Genomic DNA, 18238 nt, shown 5'->3' on the forward strand with positions numbered 1-18238 from the left:
CGGGCCCCTGCTTGCCGTCCATGGAATCAGACTATCGGGCACCTGCGACATTAAAAGCGGCCGCGGAACATGCGAAAGAATAGCCCAATGAGCGAAGCCGGTGAATTCATAGACGTGGCACTCCAACGTGAGTCGTCTTGGAGCCGCGCCGAGGAAGCCGAGGCGAGGCACGGGAGCGATCAGCGTTTCTACGGGGCATCCGTCGGCGCCGTGCGCGGAACGGTCCGCGATGCCCTCCGCCGCCATCCTGGACTGACGCACGATGAGATCGCTGCCCTTAGCTCCGAGTTGTGGGAGGTGCCCGTCTTCGAACGCCGCCTCGCCGCGGTCGTCCTCCTCCAATCCAGGGTCGGTCTGCTGACCAACACGGACCTGACCCGGATCGAAGGCTTCGTGCGGAGCGCGCGGATGGGCGCGCTGGTCGATCCGCTCGCCATCGACGTCGTCGGCCCCCTGATCGCAGGACTCGACGTCGTCGGCAGGGTCCGCGCTGACAGCGTCCTGGACCGTTGGGTTCGGGATCCCGATGGCTGGCTGCGCCGCGCAGCCCTGCTGTCGCCGCTGTGCGGGCTTCGCGCCGGCGCGGGGGATTGGTCCCGGTTCGTGCGCCACGCCCGCTCGGTGCTGGCTGAGCCGAACCTGACGGAGGACGGCGGTGCCGCGGTTGCCGCCGACGCGGTCACGCTCGTGCTTGCCGAGATGGCCAGGCGCCGGCCGGAGCTGGAATTCTGACCGGGCGGCCCTGATCAGCGGGCATTCTCCTGGTGCGGCAGCCCCCTGATCAGCGGGTATTCTCCTGGTGCGGCACCCGCCGCTCCACGACGGCGTAGGCCTTTTCGTCGAAGAACTCCCAATCGGTGATCACCATAAAGCCGAGGGCGTCCACCCGGTCGTTCAGGACGTGCACGTCGAAGCCACCGTCGCGGGGCTCGGCGTCCCACGTGGACACGTGAACCTCCCCGGTTTCCAGCACCAGCAGTTCGGTGTTGACGTTGAAGTCCTCCTGCGGCTGATTGCTCAGCTGACAAATTGCGACACAGTGCCTGGTGCCTTCGGGGCTGTTCATGGTCGGGCCTCCGCTTCGGGGGAACGGTGATGGCATCATCCTATGCCCGGGGCCGATAAATCAGCCCCCGTCCGGCAGGGGCGCTGTGCCCCGCGAAACCCACCCGGCGTTATCCCAATGTGACTTGTCGTAATCATTCCGTTACCGTTGTTAGGTGCCTGTTGTTTCCGAGACAGGCTCTCCCCTGCCGATTGCCTAACTCTGCCGCGGCGTGGGGATAACTCGCAGCAACGTCCGGCAGAGACGGGGAAACCACTTTTGACCCGCTGTTCTCCAGGGGTCTTGGGGTGAAGCCGCACGGCCCCGTCATGATCGGGCCAGCGTGCGGCCGGGTGCCTCCCATCCGAATCCGACAGCTCACCTCGCAGGCATTGGGAGAGGCTCCTTTAATGACTTTCAGTAATACCCGTGCGCCCAAACGCGCCGACCTTCGCAGCAAACGCCGTACCGCTGGCACCATCGGCCGCCAGGCCGCAGTCCTCGTCGCCGCATCCGGAATGGTGCTCAGCGGCGCCATGGCCGCCAATGCAGCCGACGCACCGGCCGAACGTGACTCCGCGCCGGCGTCGTCCGTTGACGTCCAGGGCCTGGTCTCCGCGCCGGTCATGGCAGATTCCGCCGTCCAGATCACTTTCGAGCGCCCGGCCGTTGAGACTGCCCCGGCTCCCGTGGTCGAGGCGCCCAAGCCCGTAGCCGCTCCGACGGTCCCCGCCGCACCGGCCCCGGCAGCCCCTGCCGCCGCCAAGGCGACCGTGAAGGTCCAGGCCGCGCCCGCCCCCGCCGCTGCCCCGGCAGCCGGCGGAGTCAACGCCACCCTGCTGTCCATGGCGTACGGCCAGATCGGCATCACGCAGGACTGCACCGCCATGGTGGAGAAAGCCCTGAATGCTGCCGGCATCCCGGTCGGGGACATCGGACCGCAGGCCTTCCTGAAGTACGGCAAGGTAGTCGCTGACCCCCAGCCCGGCGACATCATCGTTCAGTCCGGCCACGTCGCCATCTACGCCGGCAACGGCCAGGCCATCAGCGGCGGCATGAACGGGGTCAACGCCACCATGGCGCACCCGCTGTCCTGGCTCACCGCCACCGGACCCGTGACGTTCGTCCGCGCCGGCTAGCAGCACCGCCAACAGCGCACAGCAGGCCGGTCGATCGGTTGCCTTGGGGGCATCGGATCACCGGCCTTCTGCGCGCCCGGTGTCCGGCTCCACCGCGTACCGCAGCAGCACCACGCCGTTGCCGAAGGCCCGGCTCTCCAACAGCCGGAGCGGCGTCAGCGCCTCCGCCTCCTGGAACAGGGGCTTGCCCCGGCCCACAAGGACCGGATGCACATAGATCCGGTACTCATCAATCAGCCCGAGCCGCCGGAAAGCCGCCGCGAGATCGGCCCCGCCCAGCGCAAGGTCACCGCCGGGCTGCTCCTTGAGCCTGGCAACGTCCTCGGCAACGACGTCGCGCACCACCTCGGTGTTCCAGCCCGCCTTCGCCAGGGTCCTGGAGTAGACGATCTTCGGCATGTCCCGCCAGATCCCCGCGAACTCGGCTATCGGCGCGGGGGCCGACGAGTCCCGGTCCGCCGTCGGCCAGTATCCGGCCATCAGCTCATAGGTGACACGGCCGTCCAGGAAGCCGCCCATGGCGCGGAGCTCGTCGTTGAAGTGCCTGTGCAGTTCCTCGTCGACCCGGTGCCAGCCCAAGTCCCGCCCGGGGCCCTCCATATATCCGTCCAGGGACACCTGCATCATCACGATGATCTTGCGCACGCGGGGCTCCTTCGCTGGGCTGCCGGGGTTCCAGCGTACGCCGCGCACCACGGCTGTGGCAGGGGAAGGAAGGCCCGACCTCGGGCGGCAGCATCTTGCCGGAACGCACCTCCCAGCGGCGCCAAAGTAGCGCACTAAGCGAGACCGGCAGCATCTTGCCGAAACTGTGGAATCGCGGCACGATGGGAGTACTGGATGCCTCAACCGGCAGCATCCTGCCGACTGGAGCCGATCACTATGGAGCCGACCATTATGGAGGCGATAGATGGGTGATATGGGGTCCATTGGGGCCAGCATCCGGAGCGCCCGCAAGGATGCCGGGATCACGCAGGAGGACCTTGCCCACCTCGCCGGGGTTTCGGTGCGCACCGTGCGGGCGATCGAGACCGGGACCGGCAACCCCTCGCTTCAGGCCGTGGCGGCCGTAAGCGGCGTCCTGGGCCTGCGGCTGACAGCGCGCTGATGCCGGCTGAACTGCAGGACCTGAAGTTCGTTCGTGCTGCGGACGTCTGCAAAGGCGGCACTCTGGCCGGGCACCTCAGCAGGACCGGCTTCGGCGGGGTCCGGTTCAGCTACACCATGGACTACCTTGCCGGCGGCGGCCCGGCCGTGGCGGTGTCCCTCCCACTGTCCGGGGCTGCCGTGGAGACTCCAGGGGGTGCGCTTCCGGCGTTCTTCGCCGGGCTGCTTCCGGAGGGTCACCGGCTCACGGTTCTGAAGAATGCGACCAAGACCAGTTTTGACGATGAACTGACCCTGCTGCTGGCCGTGGGCGCCGATGTCCCCGGCGACGTCCAGGTGGTCCCGGCCGGCGAGCTCCCGGTGGAACCGCCCACCCTTGCCGATACCTCGAGGCCCGAGACGCTGGACTTCTCCGTCCTGGTCAACACCGTGGATCTCCACGGGCTCCCGGGAGTCCAGCGCAAGGCCAGTGCCTCGATGCTGACCACCCCACTGGCAGTGAGGGGCCACCGCTACCTGCTCAAACTGGACCCGCCGGAGCATCCCCACCTCGTGGAGAACGAGGCGGTTCACCTGCACGCTGCAAAGGCGCTGAAGATTCCGGTGGCCAAGTGTTCTGTCATCCAAGACCGGAACGGCCTGCGTGGGCTGCTGGTGGAACGGTTCGACCGGGTCAAAGGCCCTGCCGGGACATGGGTCCGGCTGCCGCTGGAGGACGGGACCCAGGTTCTGGGCCTGCCTCCCGCTTCCAAGTACGGTGTGAGCTCCGAGGACGTGGCCGCGGCGCTGGCGGCCACGTGCACTGCCCCCTTGCTTGCCGGCCGCAACCTGTACCTGCAGTTCGTCTTTGCCTGGCTGACCGGCAACGGAGACCTGCACGCCAAGAACCTTGCGGTGCTGGGCAGCCCGCGGGGGTTCGTGATGGCCCCCGTGTTCGATGTCCCGTGCACCCTGCTGTACGGGGACGAAACCCTGGCGCTGCCGGTCTCCGGCAAGACGCGTCACCTTAAGGCCAGGCACTGGGCGGAGTTTGCCGGTTCACTGGGTCTTCCGCAGCGGGCCGCCGCCGCGGCAAACCGGACGGCGCTCGCCGCGGCCGCCGCGGTCCGGCTTGAGGACCTGCCCTTCTCGGGTTCCCCGCTGCACGGGGCGCAGCAGGAACTCCGCTTCCGGCGGCGGGAGTTGGCGGGCTGAGCCACGCTCCAGCGGGCGCGGCCCCTTGCGCTGGGACCGTGTCCGGGGCAGAATGGCCGGATTTGAAGCCGCACCGCGGTTCCTCAGCTGAGAAGGACAAGCATGCCTGCGAACCTGACTGCGACATCAACCGATACTGCGCCTCCGTCGATGCCCGGGCGATGAGACCTGATGGATTCCTGGGGGCCCGGCCGGCATTACAGCAGCGGCCGACATACTCGTAAGTCAACCCGGGGCGCTGGTTGGCGCCTGCTGGGACTCATGGGCGGGATCCGCCCGCAGTTCCTGATCGTGCTGGTCGCCGTCCTGGGCCTGGTCTCGACGGCGACCGTCTACGCCGCCATCCAGGCCCGGGTTCCGGTCGATGCTGCTGCTCCGCCGGCAACGCCGGCGTCCGCGTCGGCGTCCCCCTATGCATCAGCGGACGCAGGAGCAGCCGGCCCGCTGGCAGCCGCCGCAGCAACGCCGTCGGCACTACCCAGCGCCCCGGCGCCCACCCCGGCACCCGTCCTGGCTCCTCCGGCGCCGGCTATCGGACCCGCACTCGACGCCGAAATCAATGCGGTCCTCACCGCCAACAGCGGGTACCGGGTGGGTGTCGCCCTGATCGACGTGCGTGACGGGGCGGTGCATGAGTACGGGGTGAAGACCAAGTTTGTGGCGGCCAGTACCGGAAAGATCCTCGCCGCTGCCGCCTACTACCATCTTGTGGAAACCGGCAAGGCCTCGCTGGCAGCCAGGATGGGGGCATCCACTGCAGGCCAACAGATCCGGCAGATGGTCCAGCAAAGCAACAACGAGTCGTGGGCGTTGATTTTGAACGCCGTTGGTTACAACGGCCTGACCGACTATGCCGCCTCGCTCGGCATCCCCTATGACCGGACAGTGAACAGCCTGACTCCCGCTGAGATGGCGAAGATACTGGCTGAGCTGTACAGCGGCCGGCTGCTCAACCCCGCGAACACCGCCCAGCTGCTGTCCTACATGCAGAAAACCAACTACGAAAGGCTCATCCCGGCCGCGGTACCAGCGGGGGTCAGCGTCTTCCACAAGTACGGGCTGCTCAACGGCTACCTCCACGATGCCAGCATCCTGGTCCAGGGCGAGCGGGCCTTCGTTTTTGTGGTCTACACCCTGGGCTGGGACGGCCCGGAGGGGGCCGCCCGGAGGAACGTCTTCCACGAGCTCACCGGCAAGGTCACCGCCGGGCTCTTCTGACAGGCATCTGTTCCCCAAACGGACACGGAACCGTACGCTGAGGCATGGAGGTGAATGCCATGAAAGCAGCCCAGGGAGACCGCATCATCATCCGTGGCACCACGGTCGAGTCATCTGACCGACACGGGGAAATCCTGGAGGTCAAGGGGGCAGACGGCGCCCCGCCGTATCACGTCAGGTTCGACGACGGCCACGAGACCATACTGTTCCCCGGCGGCGATTTCGTCGTCGAACACAGCAAGACCGCCTGATCCCGCTAGAAGCTCGATGAACTGCCCGAGCCGGAGAAGCTGCCGCCGCTGGCGCCGTAGCCGGTGCTGCTGCCGCCTCCGCCGCGGGCACTGCTGACACTGCTGACGCCGGTGTTGAAGCCGGAATTGAAGGTGGGCACGGAGAAGAAGTAGTAGGCGGGGTAGACCGTGCCCAGAATGCTGGGCTCGTAGGTGCGCCCGTACTTGGACTTGCTTCCGGCCTGCGCGCTCTCCATTTCCTGGCGCATCAGCGAGGCTTCCTTCTCGTTCTTGGCGTATCCGTCGATGACCGTATCGGCGTGGTTCTTGAGCAGCTCGGACAGGTGGGTGCGGGCGTCGCGCAGCCGGTCAAGGGCGGTCTCCGGCGTGATCGTGCCGTCCGAGAGTTCCGCGGTCCACCGTTCGAGGTCCCGATGGCTCTGGTCACGGAAAGAGCGCAGTGCCGCCGCGGTCGCCGAATCGCCCTGGGCGTTGCGCTTGCTGAGCATCTGCTCGATCGCGGCCAGGTCGGCGCGGAACGGGGCCAGCTGCCGGTCCCAGGCAGGCGCCCACGCGGAGCCCCGGTTGAGCAGGGCGTTGGTGTCCGCGATGACGTCGTCGAGGGCATCAAGCTCGGCGGCGGCGTCCGCGTAGCTCCTGACCAGCTTCAGGTTCGGGCGCCTGCTGAGGTTCCGGGCGGAAAGTGCATGGACCTGGTTGGAGAGGCCGGTCGCGGTGTTGTACTTCGCCAGGAAGCTCCGGTGCTTCTCCAGCACAGTGCTTCCGTAGCGGGAGGCATCCGGGATGGTGCTGGCATTGAGCTCAGTGACCTGGAGGTCCAGGCTGACGTTGGAGTAGCTGGCGTCGCCGCGGGCGAGTTCCTTGCGGCTGCTGACCCGGGTCCGCCAGCGCACGATCAGCCACGCCCCGGCGCCTGCGACGGCGGCCGCCACCGTGGTCCATGCCGTGACGAGGAAGGCAGTGGACCGGTACCACGGCTGGTTAATCAGTTCGGCGCCGCGCTGGATTCCGGCGATGGTGCCATCCGTCCACTGCGCATCGCGAAGGAGGTCCTTGGATGCGTTCTGGATTTCCTCGCGTTGTTGCAGCGAGACTTTCCGGTCTTCACCCATATACGTCCCGACATGTCGGCCCACGGGGTCCAGGGCGAAGATGAAGAGCCCGTTCGCCCACTTTTGCCCGTCCTCGCTGATCCACTCCGGATGTTCGGCCCGGGCGAAGCGCAGGACCTCCTCGTTGAGGTTGTCCGAGGCCGAGCCGTTGTAGGTGTAAACGGCCACCTTGGTGGGCTGGTAGAAGTCCATCGCCCGCACGGCCGGCAGGAGCTTGTTCTGGTCCAGCACCCCGGCCCGGTCCGCCACGACGACGTCGACCGGCGTGACGGCAACTGCCGCCGGCCCCGAGCCCACCAGCCCGATGGCCACCAGCAGGAGGAGGCCTAGGATTTTCCGCACGAATCTCATTTCCCGAGCGTAATGCCTGCCGGGGGCAGCGTCGACGGACCCGCGCCGCCCGGGCAGGCTGTTTTCGGCTAGGCTGGCCACCACCGGCGGGGAAGGGAGCAACAGTGTCCGAGGATCCTGTACGGCTCCGGCAGCCGTGACATCCGCCACCCCGCTCGACGGTATGGGCGGCCTGGTCGGTTTCGCCGCGCGGGGCGTCGACGCGCTCGGCGAGTGGGGTGTGGGGCTGTTCACCCTGGCGGAGACGCTCTTCCCGCCTCTTCCCAGCGAGGTCATCCTTCCCCTGGCCGGATTCCTCACACAGCAGGGGACCATGACGATGGCCCTTGTGCTGCTCACCAGCACCTTGGGTGCCTATCTGGGCGAGCTGCTGCTCTATTGGCTCGGAGCCCGGCTGGGGCTGGAGCGAACGGCCTGCTGATCGGATTGGGGGCCCTGCTCGGGGCGCAGTACCGGCTCATCGACGAATACTCCCGGGTTCTGAACTTTGCCGTCTATGCCACCCTGGCCCTCGTCGTCGGATCGCTCATTGTCCGGGGCGTCCGGCGGCGGAGAAACCGCAGGTCAGCGGGGAATGGGGCCTAAAGACACCATGACGGCGCGCCCTGCCTGCCACATACTGACCTCATGAGTCCAGTGTCGCAGGAACCCGAGCCGAACGAACCAAAGCCGGCAACAGGACCGGCCGGACCGCGGGCCGCAGAACCGGCCGCGGCTCAGCACCGGCCGGACCGGACGCTGCTCGCCATCCTCGCAGCCATCGCCGCCCTGGTGATCGTCGCCCTGATTGTCGTGTTCACCCGGGGCGAGCCGGCCCCCTTGGACGCGGCGACCCCGGCCGGTGTCGTCCAGCGCTATTCCGCCGCCGTGATTGCCGGAGACGAGAGTGCCGCGGCCGCCTACCTGACGGATGCAGCCAAGACCCGCTGCAGCTCCGGCATGCCACAGGCGGGAGCGGACAGCCTCCGCGTCACGCTCGTCTCAACGACCGAGCGACCGGAGTCCGCGGACGTCAGGGTGCTGATGACCGTCTCCGAGGGCGGCGGCCCGTTTGGCAGCGCCGAGTATCAGATGGATGACTCCTTTGACCTGGTCAAGACGGGGGACAAGTGGCTGATCGACAGAGCCCCGTGGCAGCTCACGGTGTGCCAGAACACGGCGGTGAAGTGATGAGCACGGCATCCGCCGCGGGCTCGGCCCAGCGGACCGTCCGCCGCCTGATCACCTACCTGCTGCTGTTCGCCCTCGTGGTGATCGCAGCCATCGGTCTCAGCGGACTCCTGGAACGGCTTCTGGTGGCGGGCACCACGCTGGCAACGGGGGATATTGCCGGGCTGGCGCGCTCGCTGGCCTTCACGCTGATTGGCGGACCCCTCGCGGCGGTCCTCTGGTGGGTTGTCTGGCGGCGCCTGGGTGATGAAACGGAACGGGCGTCGGTCGGCTGGGGCCTGTATATGACCGGGGTTTACGTGCTCTCCCTGATCCTGGCGACAACCAACCTGCTGAGTACCCTGACCACCCTGATCGGCGGTCGGTCGCTGCAGTGGCGCCCCTCCCTGGCCACGGGCCTGGTGTGGGCGGCCGTCTGGGTCTGGCACCGCTGGATGTGGCGCCATCCCCGGAAGCGGCCCCTGGATCTGACGGACGTCCCCACGGTTCTCGGCAGTTACATCGGGCTCGTGATGGGGGTCAGCGGCACCGTCACAGCCTTGTCCATCCTGCTGGATGCCGCCATCCGGGGGGCTATGGCCGCCGGTATCGTGGGGAAGCCCTGGTGGATTTCCGCGCTGCAGTCCCTCGTCTGGGCCGTAGGTGGCGCCCTGGTCTGGTGGTGGCACTGGAAGCACGACGGCGGCCGGCTGCTGCGCACCGATCTCGCCAGCGTTGGCCTGATGCTCGTCGGCGTCCTCGGCGCCGGGGTGCTGACACTCGGCGGAGCCGGAGTGACGGTGTTCACGCTGCTGCGGCTCGCTTTCGACCGCACCGAACCGACGGAGCAGCTGCTTGAGCCGCTGGCGACGGCGGTTGCCGCCGCCGCCATCGGTTCACTCGTCTGGGCTTACCACCGCGGGCTGGCCCGCGGAAGTTCCGAAGGCGTCCGGCAGGGAAGCCGGCTGATCACCTCCGGTGTCGCACTGGTCGCCGCTGCGTCTGGAATCGGCGTGATCGTCAATGCCGTCCTCGCCATGGCGGCCACCCCGTTCGTGGGATCCGGGATTCGCACGCTCCTGCTCGGCGGCATCAGCTCGCTCCTGGTCGGAGGTCCTGTCTGGTGGGTTGCGTGGAAGCCGCTCCGACGGACGCCCGCGGCGAAGCCTGGCGCTGCCGGCGATTCCGGGCGCTGGCAGAACGCCCGGCGGGTTTACCTGGTGGTGGTGTTCGGCCTCAGCGCCGTGGTTGCCGTCATCACCCTCCTGGTCATCGGCTACCGGGTGTTCGAGTTCTTCCTGGGCGACCTCTCGGGCGGCAGCGTGGTGGAGAGGATCCGGGCCCCGCTCGGATTGCTCGTTGCCACCGGGCTCGTGGCCGGCTACCACTTTGCGGTGTGGCGCGACGAGCGTGCCGCCGGCGCGGCGGGACCAGCCCGGAAGCGGACCATCGGGCACGTCGTGCTGGTGACCGGCTCCGATCCGGCGCCGCTGCACCGGGTCATCGAGGACGTCACCGGGGCCGGTGTGACCGTCTGGCGGCGGGCCGACGTCGGGGCTCTTCCTGTTCCTGTCACCGTCCCGGGCCCCGGGCCAGCGCCAGCGCCCGGGGCAGCGCCCGGGCCGGGGCTGGCCCCTGGCCCCGGTGACGACACCGGACAGCTGGCCGGCCGGCTGGCGGCGGAGCTCGAGGGTGTGACCGGAGCGCGGGTGCTCGTGACGGTCAGCCCGGACGGCAGGATCGATGTGATTCCGCTGCTGGGCTAAGGAGCCCGGCGTCCGCCCCTACTCGAGGTCGAAGGTGCCCTTGTAGTTCCGTACCGCGTTGGTGACCGTGGGGAAGAAATGATCCGGGCCAAAGCGGCTGCTGACCCCAAACCGGATCAGGCGGTCCTTGATGGGGCCTTTCATTTCGGCGAAGACGAGGCTGATTCCGCGTTTCGCCAACTCGTCGTCGAGCGCCACGAGATCGTCCAGCGCGGTGGTGTCCAGGCCGGTGATGGCCTCCGATGCCACGATCACCCACCGCACCGGTTCAGGGGCGCTGGCCACGAGGTTCCTGATGTGTTCGGTGAAGACGGCGCCGTTGGCGAAGAACAGCGGCGCGTCGAAACGGGCGATCACGAGTCCCGGGACGCGCTGGCCCTCGGGGTGCCGGCTCAGGTCGTGGTAGCCGGGGACGTCCCCCACACTGCCCAGTTCGGTGCGGTAGGGGTCCAGGGCGCGGCTCACGAAGGCGATCAGGGACAGGCCGATGGCGACCACAATGCCTTCAAGCACGCCGACAAACGCGACGCCCAGGAAGGTGGCCACCAGCAAAGCGGCCTCGATCCGGCTCATCCTGAGCAGCCGGAGAAGCGTCTTCAGGTCAAGGATCGACGTCGCGGCAACAATCACGACACCGGCCAGCACACTGGACGGCAGGAAGGTCGTCACCCCGGGCGCGATCAGCATAAAGGCCACCACGAGGACGGCGGCAACGACTCCGCCCAGCGGGCTCTTGGCGCCGGCCTCGAGGGCGATAGGCGTGCGCGAGGTACTGCCGGAAATCGGAAATCCGCTGAAGAGTCCGCTGGCCACGTTCGCAACCCCAAGGGCCCCCATTTCCTGGTTCCCGTCCACCTGCCCACCTCTCCGGGCGGCGAGGCTCTTGGAGAGCACGGAGGTATCCGCGAAGGCAATCAGGGCGATGCCGGCCGCCGGGCCGAGCAGGGCGAGGACATCGTCGAGGCTGACTCCGCCGAGGGCGGGCACCGGCAGGCCGCGGGGCAAGGCGCCCACGGTGGGAAGCGCCGTCGTCAGGTCCAGGGCGGCGGTCAGCGCCGTGGCTGCCACGACGGCGATCAGCACGCCGGGAAGTTTCCACGGCAGGAAACGGCAGATGACGATGACGGCGATGGTGCCCGCGCCGAACAGCAAGGCGAGGGGATTGGTGGCCCCCTGGGCCACAGCCCGTGCGGTGGCGGTCGCGCTGTCGACGAGTGAGCCGCCGGCTGCCGGAATGCCGAGCAGTTTGGGCAGCTGGCTGAGCATGATGGCGACGGCGATGCCGTTGAGGTAGCCGACACGGATGGGTTTGGACAGCAGCCCGGTGACGAAACCCAGTTTGAAGACCCTGCCGGCCAGGAGCAGTCCGCCGATCAGCAGCGCCAGGACGCCGGCGAGGGCCACCGCATGGTCCGGATCCTTGCCGGCAAGGGGCAGGATGGCGGCGGCAATCATCGGTGCCAGGCTGGAGTCCGGGCCGATGATCAGGACCCGGGAGGGCCCGAAGACGGCGTAGGCGAGCAGGGGGATGACCGAGGCGTAGAGGCCCGTAACGGCCGGCAGCCCTGCGGCTTCGGCGTAGGCCATGCCGGCCGGAATGAGGAACGCGCTGAGGGCCGCGCCGGCGGTCAGATCAGATTTAAGCCAGGGACGTTGGTAGTCCCGCACCATGCGCAGACCCGGCGGGACTTTTAGTCCCCACGTTCCGCGCACGGTGGCCCTCGCTACGCAGCAGGGGACGCGGAACCGCCGGCCGCCGGAGCGTCCTGACCGTACTCCGCCGAAATGAGGATGGGGAGGTGGTCGGAGGCGCCACGCGGGAGGGTTTCGACACTCTCGATGTTGAGGCCCTGAGAGGTGGCGAAGTCGAAGTGGCCTTTGAAGACCTTGTACCGCGTATAGGTCCGGCGGTCGCTGAGCGTCAGGTCGTAGCCTGCGCCCTTCATCTCTTCGGTGAGGTACTTGGTGAAGAACGGATAGTTGAAGTCACCGACCATCAGTGACATGAGGCCGCCGCCCATGCTCAGCAGTTCCGCGTGCGCGGCGTGGATCTGGTTCCGGCGCAATGAATTTGACGCCGTGAGGGGGGCCGCGTGGAAGGAGGCGATGACCAGGTCGTGGTCCGTCTCATTGTCGATCACCCGGGTGCCAATGAGCCGCTCGTGGGCGGGGGACAGGACGCGGTCATGCAGGGATTTCTTCAGCGCAAAGGTCTTCGTTTCGTACGCCGTGAAGCGGTCCTTGCGGTAGTAGATCGCCAGGCCCAGCCGGTTGCCCTTGGTGGAATTGGCCAGGTGCAGATCGCCAATGGTGTCCGGGATGTCGTTGGTGTCGCACTCCTGGAGGCACAAGGCATCAATGTCAAAATCGCGGACCAGATCAACCAGCTCACCGCTGGCATGGTGCTTACGCAGGTTGTAGCTGATGACTCGAATCAGGGGAGCACCTCTTCGGTGGGTAGTCGCGGAAAGTCTCATTCCGAGTCTACCCAGTCTGGCGAAGCCGGTGGGAACTGAGACCGCGCGCCCGCCCCGGAAGAGCGGAATCATTGGGCTGGCCCGGACGTTGATCCAGTAACGCGCGGCTGCGGCCGCCCTTTTGTATGCACTTCCCGGCAACGAGCAGGAGACACCACCATGGCAAAGGCAATGTGGAACGGCGCGGTCATCGCGGAGAGCGACAACACGGTCATGGTGGAGGGAAACCATTACTTCCCCCGCTCCTCGGTCAACGCCGAGTACCTGGAGGACAGCAGCCACAGCAGTGTCTGCCCCTGGAAAGGCCGGGCCGGCTATTACAGTCTCGTGGTCGACGGCCAGCGGAACCAGGATGCGGCCTGGTTCTACGCCGAGCCGAAGTCCGACGCCGGGCACATCACGGACCACCTGGCCTTCTGGCGCGGAGTCCGCGTGGAAGCCTGAACGCAGGCACCTTAGGGCTCCGGGGAAGCGATAGTGTGTTCTGGAATCACCAGCCACGCGAAAGGGCAAACCTTGACTGCTGTACTACCGGTGCTTGCCGAAGGCGATTACTACTACGAGGTGCTGGGCAACGGGCGTTTCCGCTCCACCATCCACGCCCAGGGAGCCTGGAATGTGCACGAGCAGCATATGGCCCCCGCCTCCGGCATCATGGCCGACTGCCTGGCCCGGCACGAGCCGCGCGACGACATGCGGATGGCGCGCCTGAGCTATGAGATCCTTGGCCTGATTCCCGGCGGAGAGTTCGAGGTCGTCACCACCACCCTGCGCGCCGGCCGGACGATCGAACTGGTGCAGGCCGAGCTGACCGCCGGCGGCCGCACCGCGCTCCGCGCCACGGCGTGGCGGATGATCACCTCCGATACCTCGGCCATCGCGGCCTTTGAGGATCCGGTGATTCCCGCGCCGGAGCAGTGCGAACCGTACGACGCCGCGAGTGTGTGGCCGGGCGGTTACATCGCGTCACTGACAATGAAGATTGCCGACGGGCACCGGGCCGGTTCGGGCACGGTCTGGCTGCACACCGAACACCCGCTGACGGACCGGGACGACAGTAGCGACCTGGCCAGGCTGGTCGGTCTGGTGGACACCGCCAACGGGATCGCCGCCCGCGTCCCGCCGGGCAAAGGCAGCTACTCCTTCCCCAACCTGGACCTCCAGATCCACATGTACCGGAAGCCCGCGGGGGAGTGGCTTGGGCTGGACAACGAGGTCTCCTTCGGCACGGACGGGATCGGCCTGACCTCGACCGTGCTGCACGACCTCAACGGCCCGTTCGGCCGGGCCGAACAGATCCTGACGCTCCGGAAGTCCTAGGGGCCGGCAGGTCCGGCGGCGGAACCGCCGGCGGGGCCGGTGGAAGTCGGGCCGCTGGTGGGCGAGGGGCTAATGGAAGACAAGCCAGCCCACCACGGTGGCCAGGCCGGTCAGCACCGCGCCCCAGGCGATGTCCGCCACCACGATGACGAGCGGCCAGTTCTTCAGCGTGGCGGCGTTGGTGAGGTCGTAGGTGGCGTAGGCGAAGGTGCCCAGCGCGGCGCCGTAACCGAGCGCCGTGAGCCAACTGCCCCCGTGGAGCGCGGGCTGGAGGGCGAAGAAAACGATCCCGGCGATGTACAGGACGTAGAAGGCGACGGCGTACCCTAGATTGGGTTTGTCCGCCATGAGGTGCCCCAGATGGCTCCGGTAAAACTTGCTCATCGACTTGAGCCAGACGGAATCGATAACGGCGAACGCGGCGGCTACGACGAGGAACTGCAAGATGACCATAAGGGAGCATAACAAGATGCCGGAGGCCGCGGGCGCACCCCGGACGCTGACGATATTCCAGCAGGAGGCATCCCTTGGCGCCGCCGCGGACCTGGACCTCGCCCTCGAGCTGCTGCGGAAGGTCAAAACCGGCGGGGTGGGCCCCATGCTCCGGCTCTACCGTCCGGCGCCCACCGTGGCCTTCGGGCAGCGCGACACGCACCTGCCGGGCTTCGACGCCGCAGCGCAGGCCTGCCGCGGGCTCGGCTTCGAACCGCTGATCCGCAAGGCCGGGGGACGCGCCGCGGCCTACCACGAGGGGACCCTCGTGATCGATCACCTGGAACCGGACCCGGATGCGATCGCCGGGGCCAAGCGGCGCTTCTCCTTCTTCGGCGAACTGCTGGCCCACGCGCTGCGGAGCGCCGGCGTTGACGCCGCGGTGGGGGAGATCCCGGGAGAGTACTGCCCCGGCGAATTCAGCGTCCACGGCCAGGATCCTGAGTTTCCGCAGCACCGGCTCAAACTCATCGGCACCGCCCAGCGGGTGGTGGCCGGCGGCTGGCTGTTCAGCTCGGTCATCGTGGTGGAGAACTCGGCCCCGATCCGCGCGGTGCTGGAGGCCAGCTATGCCGCCCTGGGCCTGGACTGGGACCCGGCCACGGCAGGCGCCGTCAACGACCTGGTCCCGCACCTGGACGTGGACGCCATCGAGGCGGCAGTAATCGGCAGCTACGCCCGCTACGCCGCCCTGAACTTCGGGGACTTCGGCAGCCTGCTCTGCTGAGACCGGAGCAGGCGTGAAGAAGGCCGGGAACCAGCGGTTCCCGGCCTTCTTCACGGATTGGCTGTGCAGCCTGCTGCCTAGTGGCCCCGGACGATCCATTCCTGAAGCTGCGGCGCCTCGGCGCCGACCGTCGTCGGATCCCCGTGACCGGTGCGCACCACGGTGTCCCCCGGGAGCGTCAGCAGCCGGGTTTTGATGGACTCGATGATGGTGGGGAAGTCACTGTAGGACCGTCCGGTGGCGCCCGGACCGCCCTGGAACAGGGTGTCGCCGCTGAAGACGGTGCCCTCGCCCGCCAGCGAGAAGCACATGGAGCCGGGCGAATGCCCCGGCGTGTGCAGCGCCACGAGCCGTGCGCCGGCGACGTCGAACGTGTCCCCGTCCTCGATCGCGTGGTCCGGCTCGGTGCCCGGGAACACGCGCTCCCAGAGCATCCAGTCCTCGCGGTTCAGGTACACCGGGGCATTGACGCGGCTGCGGAACTCGCCGACGGCCGCGATGTGGTCGTCGTGGCCGTGGGTCAGCAGGATCGCCTTCACTGTCCGGCCGGCGACAGCGGCCTCGACCGCGGCGGCGTCGTGCGCCGGATCAATCACGATGCATTCCGCGTCGTTGCCCACGATCCAGACATTGTTCTCGACGTCCCAGGTGCCGCCGTCGAGCGAGAACGTGCCCGAGGTGACCAGCCGGTCGATCCGCAGACCGTTCACGGGGCCGCTCACAGTTCCACAACCGAGCGCAGCAAGGCGCCGGAGTGCATCTTGTCGAAGGCTTCCTCGATCTGGTCGATCGTGATCCGCTCCGTGACGAAGGCGTCCAGGTCCAGTTTGCCCTGCCGGTAGAGGTCGATCAGCATCGGGAAGTCGCGCGAGGGCAGGCAGTCGCCGTACCACGAGGACTTGAGCGAGCCGCCGCGGCCGAACACGTCCAGCAGCGGCAGTTCCAGGGTCATCTCGGGGCTGGGAACGCCGACCAGGACCACGGTGCCGGCGAGGTCGCGGGCGTAGAACGCCTGCTTGTACGTTTCCGGGCGCCCGACGGCGTCGATCACGACGTCGGCGCCGAAGCCGCCGGTCAGCTCGCGGATGGTCTCGACGGGGTCGACGGCGGAGGAGTCGACGGTGTGGGTGGCGCCGAGGTCCTTGGCGCGTTCGAGCTTTTTCGGGTCAATGTCGACGGCGATCACGGTGGTGGCACCGGCGAGCGCGGCACCGGCCACGGCAGCCACCCCCACGCCGCCGCAGCCGATGACGGCGACGGAATCGCCGCGCTTGACGTTTCCGGTGTTGATGGCCGCGCCGATGCCGGCCATCACACCGCAGCCAAGCAGGCCGACGGCGGCGGGATCGGCGTCGGGGTCCACCTTGGTGCACTGTCCGGCGGCGACGAGGGTCTTCTCGGCGAACGCGCCGATGCCCAGGGCGGCCGTGAGTTCGGTGCCGTCCTCCAGCGTCATCTTCTGGGCGGCGTTGTGGGTGTTGAAGCAGTACTGCGGCTGGCCCTTGGCGCAGGCACGGCACTCGCCGCAGACAGCGCGCCAGTTCAGCACCACACGGTCGCCGGGGGCCACCTGCGTGACGTCCGGACCCACTGCGCTGACGACGCCGGTGGCCTCGTGTCCGAGCAGGAACGGGAAGTCGTCGTTGATGGCGCCCTGTTTGTAGTGCAGGTCGGTGTGGCAGACGCCGCAGGTGAGGATGTCCACCAGGGCCTCGCCGGGCCCGGGATCCGGGACCAGAATGGTCTCCAGGGTGACGGGTGCTCCCTTGGAGCGGACTACTGCGCCTTTGACTTTATGGACCATGGAAATAGCTCCTCTGCTCTTGTCGCGGCTTCAGCCGCAAAACTCGTTGTCACAAACTTCTCAGGCAAACTTCTCTCGCACAACGCAACACGGCGCGGCCACCGGGGTGGCCGCGCCGTCGTCGTCATCGGGAAAAGGAACTGCCTTAGGCCGCGAGACGGCTCTTGACCTCTGCCGCGGAGGGATTGGTGGCCGCGGTGCCGTCCGGGAACAGCACGGTGGGCACGGTGCGGTTTCCTCCGTTGAGCTTCTCCACGAGATCTGCGGTGCCTTCAACTTCTTCGATGTTGATCTCGGTGTACCCGATGCCCTGGGCGTCCAGCTGCTTCTTCAGGCGGTTGCAGTAGCCGCACCACGTCGTCGAAAACATGGTGATGGTGCCGGATTCGGGGGTGAAATCCACGAAGTTCTCCTTCAAGCTGTTTGACGGCGCTGGGTGGCAGCGCCGGTTGCCGACAAAAAGTCGTACGTCATTTCCAACAACCGTAACCCGCAGGCCTCTATTCCCGCACAACGGGTGGGGTTACGCTCGGACGATGGTCTCGCCCTCATCCGCAGGGGCTTCGAAGCCGGCTAGAAACTTGTCCAGGTAATCCGGTCCGACCGGCGCTGAGTTCGGCCCCGGGTCACGCCGACGCAGCGCAAGACGCCGGAGCAGTTCGTGCCGGGGCACGTCCAGGTACACGAGTTGCCACGTGGCGCCGTGGGCGGTGATGAGCGCCTTGTATTCCTCGCGCCGCTGGCGCGACCAGAAGGAAAGATCAACAACGACGTCACGGCGCGATGCCATTAAGTCCACGAGCCGGGCCCGCACCTGCCGTTCCACCGCGACCGTGAATTCGAAGTACTCCGGGGTGCCGAAGCTCGCCGCCAGCTCCTGGTCCAGACGCCACATCTCCTCGTCAACGGAGAGACGGACGTACCCGGTCCGTTCGAGCTTCTTCGCATAGCTGGTCTTGCCCGAGCCCGGCACTCCACACATCAGCACCACGGTCACTGTCTTTGCCATGCCCGGAGTCTATGCGGCCGGCGAATTCGGCGAGTGCACACGCAGGAATCTCAATGTTGTTGTCAACGGTGGCGCGC

The 18238-nt window shown here is 67.6% G+C and carries 21 protein-coding genes, 1 pseudogene and 1 riboswitch; of the genes and pseudogenes, 12 read left to right on the forward strand and 10 right to left on the reverse strand.

Annotation, left to right across the window (positions count from 1 at the left end; genetic code table 11):
* Positions 1–87 precede the first annotated feature (87 nt).
* A complete protein-coding gene (locus tag BJQ90_RS04785) occupies positions 88–732 on the forward strand; it encodes a DNA alkylation repair protein (RefSeq protein WP_226759164.1) in 645 nt (214 codons plus the stop codon).
* Between the two features lie 49 nt (positions 733–781).
* On the opposite strand, the gene BJQ90_RS04790 is transcribed toward BJQ90_RS04785, so the two are convergent.
* On the reverse strand, positions 782–1066 hold the full coding sequence (locus tag BJQ90_RS04790; protein ID WP_226759165.1) for a hypothetical protein: 285 nt from the start codon (positions 1064–1066) through the stop codon (positions 782–784).
* A 183-nt stretch (positions 1067–1249) separates the two neighbouring features.
* A riboswitch (cyclic di-AMP (ydaO/yuaA leader) is annotated at positions 1250–1451 on the forward strand.
* Positions 1452–1455: 4 nt separating this feature from the next.
* On the opposite strand from BJQ90_RS04790, the gene BJQ90_RS04795 reads away from it, so the two are divergent.
* Positions 1456–2184 carry an NlpC/P60 family protein gene (locus BJQ90_RS04795; protein ID WP_413463639.1) on the forward strand — a complete coding sequence of 243 codons (729 nt, stop codon included), beginning with the start codon at positions 1456–1458 and terminating at the stop codon, positions 2182–2184.
* 57 nt (positions 2185–2241) lie between these two features.
* Here the strand turns inward: BJQ90_RS04795 and BJQ90_RS04800 are convergent, their stop codons facing one another.
* Entirely contained in the window at positions 2242–2829 is a 588-nt protein-coding gene (locus BJQ90_RS04800) for a dihydrofolate reductase family protein (protein WP_226759166.1), read from the reverse strand.
* A 265-nt stretch (positions 2830–3094) separates the two neighbouring features.
* Between BJQ90_RS04800 and BJQ90_RS04805 the strand changes: the two genes are divergently transcribed.
* From BJQ90_RS04805 to BJQ90_RS04820, 4 genes are all read left to right on the forward strand, one after another.
* Positions 3095–3292 carry a helix-turn-helix transcriptional regulator gene (locus tag BJQ90_RS04805; protein WP_226759167.1) on the forward strand — a complete coding sequence of 66 codons (198 nt, stop codon included), beginning with the start codon at positions 3095–3097 and terminating at the stop codon, positions 3290–3292.
* The gene (locus tag BJQ90_RS04810) at positions 3292–4485 is read left to right on the forward strand and encodes a type II toxin-antitoxin system HipA family toxin (RefSeq protein WP_226759168.1); all 1194 of its coding nucleotides are present in this window, start codon (positions 3292–3294) and stop codon (positions 4483–4485) included. The genes BJQ90_RS04805 and BJQ90_RS04810 overlap by 1 nt, the downstream gene beginning before the upstream one ends.
* A gap of 261 nt (positions 4486–4746) precedes the next feature.
* Positions 4747–5703, forward strand: coding sequence for a serine hydrolase (locus BJQ90_RS04815; RefSeq protein ID WP_226759169.1), 957 nt, complete (start codon positions 4747–4749; stop codon positions 5701–5703).
* Between the two features lie 59 nt (positions 5704–5762).
* Positions 5763–5954, forward strand: a complete 192-nt coding sequence (locus tag BJQ90_RS04820; RefSeq protein ID WP_226759170.1) for a DUF1918 domain-containing protein — start codon at positions 5763–5765, stop codon at positions 5952–5954.
* 5 nt (positions 5955–5959) lie between these two features.
* Here the strand turns inward: BJQ90_RS04820 and BJQ90_RS04825 are convergent, their stop codons facing one another.
* Positions 5960–7417 (reverse strand): DUF5129 domain-containing protein, encoded by a 1458-nt coding sequence (locus tag BJQ90_RS04825; RefSeq protein WP_226759171.1) that lies wholly within the window; start codon positions 7415–7417, stop codon positions 5960–5962.
* 163 nt (positions 7418–7580) lie between these two features.
* Between BJQ90_RS04825 and BJQ90_RS04830 the strand changes: the two are divergent.
* The 3 genes and pseudogenes from BJQ90_RS04830 (at position 7581) to BJQ90_RS04840 (ending at position 10332) form a co-directional block, all read left to right on the forward strand.
* A pseudogene (locus BJQ90_RS04830) lies at positions 7581–8002 on the forward strand (DedA family protein).
* A 42-nt stretch (positions 8003–8044) separates the two neighbouring features.
* A complete protein-coding gene (locus BJQ90_RS04835; RefSeq protein WP_226759172.1) occupies positions 8045–8587 on the forward strand; it encodes a hypothetical protein in 543 nt (180 codons plus the stop codon).
* A complete protein-coding gene (locus tag BJQ90_RS04840; protein WP_226759173.1) occupies positions 8587–10332 on the forward strand; it encodes a DUF5671 domain-containing protein in 1746 nt (581 codons plus the stop codon). Before BJQ90_RS04835 ends, BJQ90_RS04840 begins: the two co-directional genes overlap by 1 nt.
* A gap of 18 nt (positions 10333–10350) precedes the next feature.
* On the opposite strand, the gene BJQ90_RS04845 is transcribed toward BJQ90_RS04840, so the two are convergent.
* On the reverse strand, positions 10351–12003 hold the full coding sequence (locus tag BJQ90_RS04845) for a SulP family inorganic anion transporter (RefSeq protein ID WP_226759174.1): 1653 nt from the start codon (positions 12001–12003) through the stop codon (positions 10351–10353).
* A gap of 53 nt (positions 12004–12056) precedes the next feature.
* A complete protein-coding gene (locus BJQ90_RS04850) occupies positions 12057–12767 on the reverse strand; it encodes an endonuclease/exonuclease/phosphatase family protein (protein ID WP_226759212.1) in 711 nt (236 codons plus the stop codon).
* A gap of 201 nt (positions 12768–12968) precedes the next feature.
* On the opposite strand from BJQ90_RS04850, the gene BJQ90_RS04855 reads away from it, so the two are divergent.
* Both BJQ90_RS04855 and BJQ90_RS04860 read left to right on the forward strand, forming a co-directional pair.
* Positions 12969–13253: a DUF427 domain-containing protein gene (locus BJQ90_RS04855; protein WP_226759175.1), complete on the forward strand. Its 285-nt coding sequence runs from the start codon at positions 12969–12971 to the stop codon at positions 13251–13253.
* A 72-nt stretch (positions 13254–13325) separates the two neighbouring features.
* Complete coding sequence (locus BJQ90_RS04860) at positions 13326–14129, forward strand: thioesterase family protein (RefSeq protein ID WP_226759176.1); 804 nt, start codon at positions 13326–13328, stop codon at positions 14127–14129.
* A 69-nt stretch (positions 14130–14198) separates the two neighbouring features.
* On the opposite strand, the gene BJQ90_RS04865 is transcribed toward BJQ90_RS04860, so the two are convergent.
* Positions 14199–14582: a DUF2177 family protein gene (locus BJQ90_RS04865; protein WP_226759177.1), complete on the reverse strand. Its 384-nt coding sequence runs from the start codon at positions 14580–14582 to the stop codon at positions 14199–14201.
* Between the two features lie 16 nt (positions 14583–14598).
* Between BJQ90_RS04865 and BJQ90_RS04870 the strand changes: the two genes are divergently transcribed.
* The gene (locus BJQ90_RS04870; RefSeq protein WP_226759213.1) at positions 14599–15348 is read left to right on the forward strand and encodes a biotin/lipoate A/B protein ligase family protein; all 750 of its coding nucleotides are present in this window, start codon (positions 14599–14601) and stop codon (positions 15346–15348) included.
* A gap of 77 nt (positions 15349–15425) precedes the next feature.
* Here the strand turns inward: BJQ90_RS04870 and BJQ90_RS04875 are convergent, their stop codons facing one another.
* The 4 genes from BJQ90_RS04875 to BJQ90_RS04890 all read right to left on the reverse strand — a co-directional run bounded on the left by BJQ90_RS04875 (position 15426) and on the right by BJQ90_RS04890 (position 18161).
* Positions 15426–16070, reverse strand: a complete 645-nt coding sequence (locus tag BJQ90_RS04875; protein WP_226759178.1) for an MBL fold metallo-hydrolase — start codon at positions 16068–16070, stop codon at positions 15426–15428.
* Complete coding sequence (locus BJQ90_RS04880; RefSeq protein WP_226759179.1) at positions 16067–17152, reverse strand: S-(hydroxymethyl)mycothiol dehydrogenase; 1086 nt, start codon at positions 17150–17152, stop codon at positions 16067–16069. The genes BJQ90_RS04875 and BJQ90_RS04880 overlap by 4 nt, the downstream gene beginning before the upstream one ends.
* Before the next feature lie 145 nt (positions 17153–17297).
* Positions 17298–17555, reverse strand: coding sequence for a mycoredoxin (locus BJQ90_RS04885; RefSeq protein ID WP_024367105.1), 258 nt, complete (start codon positions 17553–17555; stop codon positions 17298–17300).
* 120 nt (positions 17556–17675) lie between these two features.
* Positions 17676–18161: an AAA family ATPase gene (locus BJQ90_RS04890; protein ID WP_226759180.1), complete on the reverse strand. Its 486-nt coding sequence runs from the start codon at positions 18159–18161 to the stop codon at positions 17676–17678.
* Between the last annotated feature and the right edge of the window lie 77 nt (positions 18162–18238).

Origin of the sequence: Arthrobacter sp. SO3, assembly GCF_020532825.1 — a bacterium.
Classification (GTDB): Bacteria; Actinomycetota; Actinomycetes; order Actinomycetales; family Micrococcaceae; genus Arthrobacter.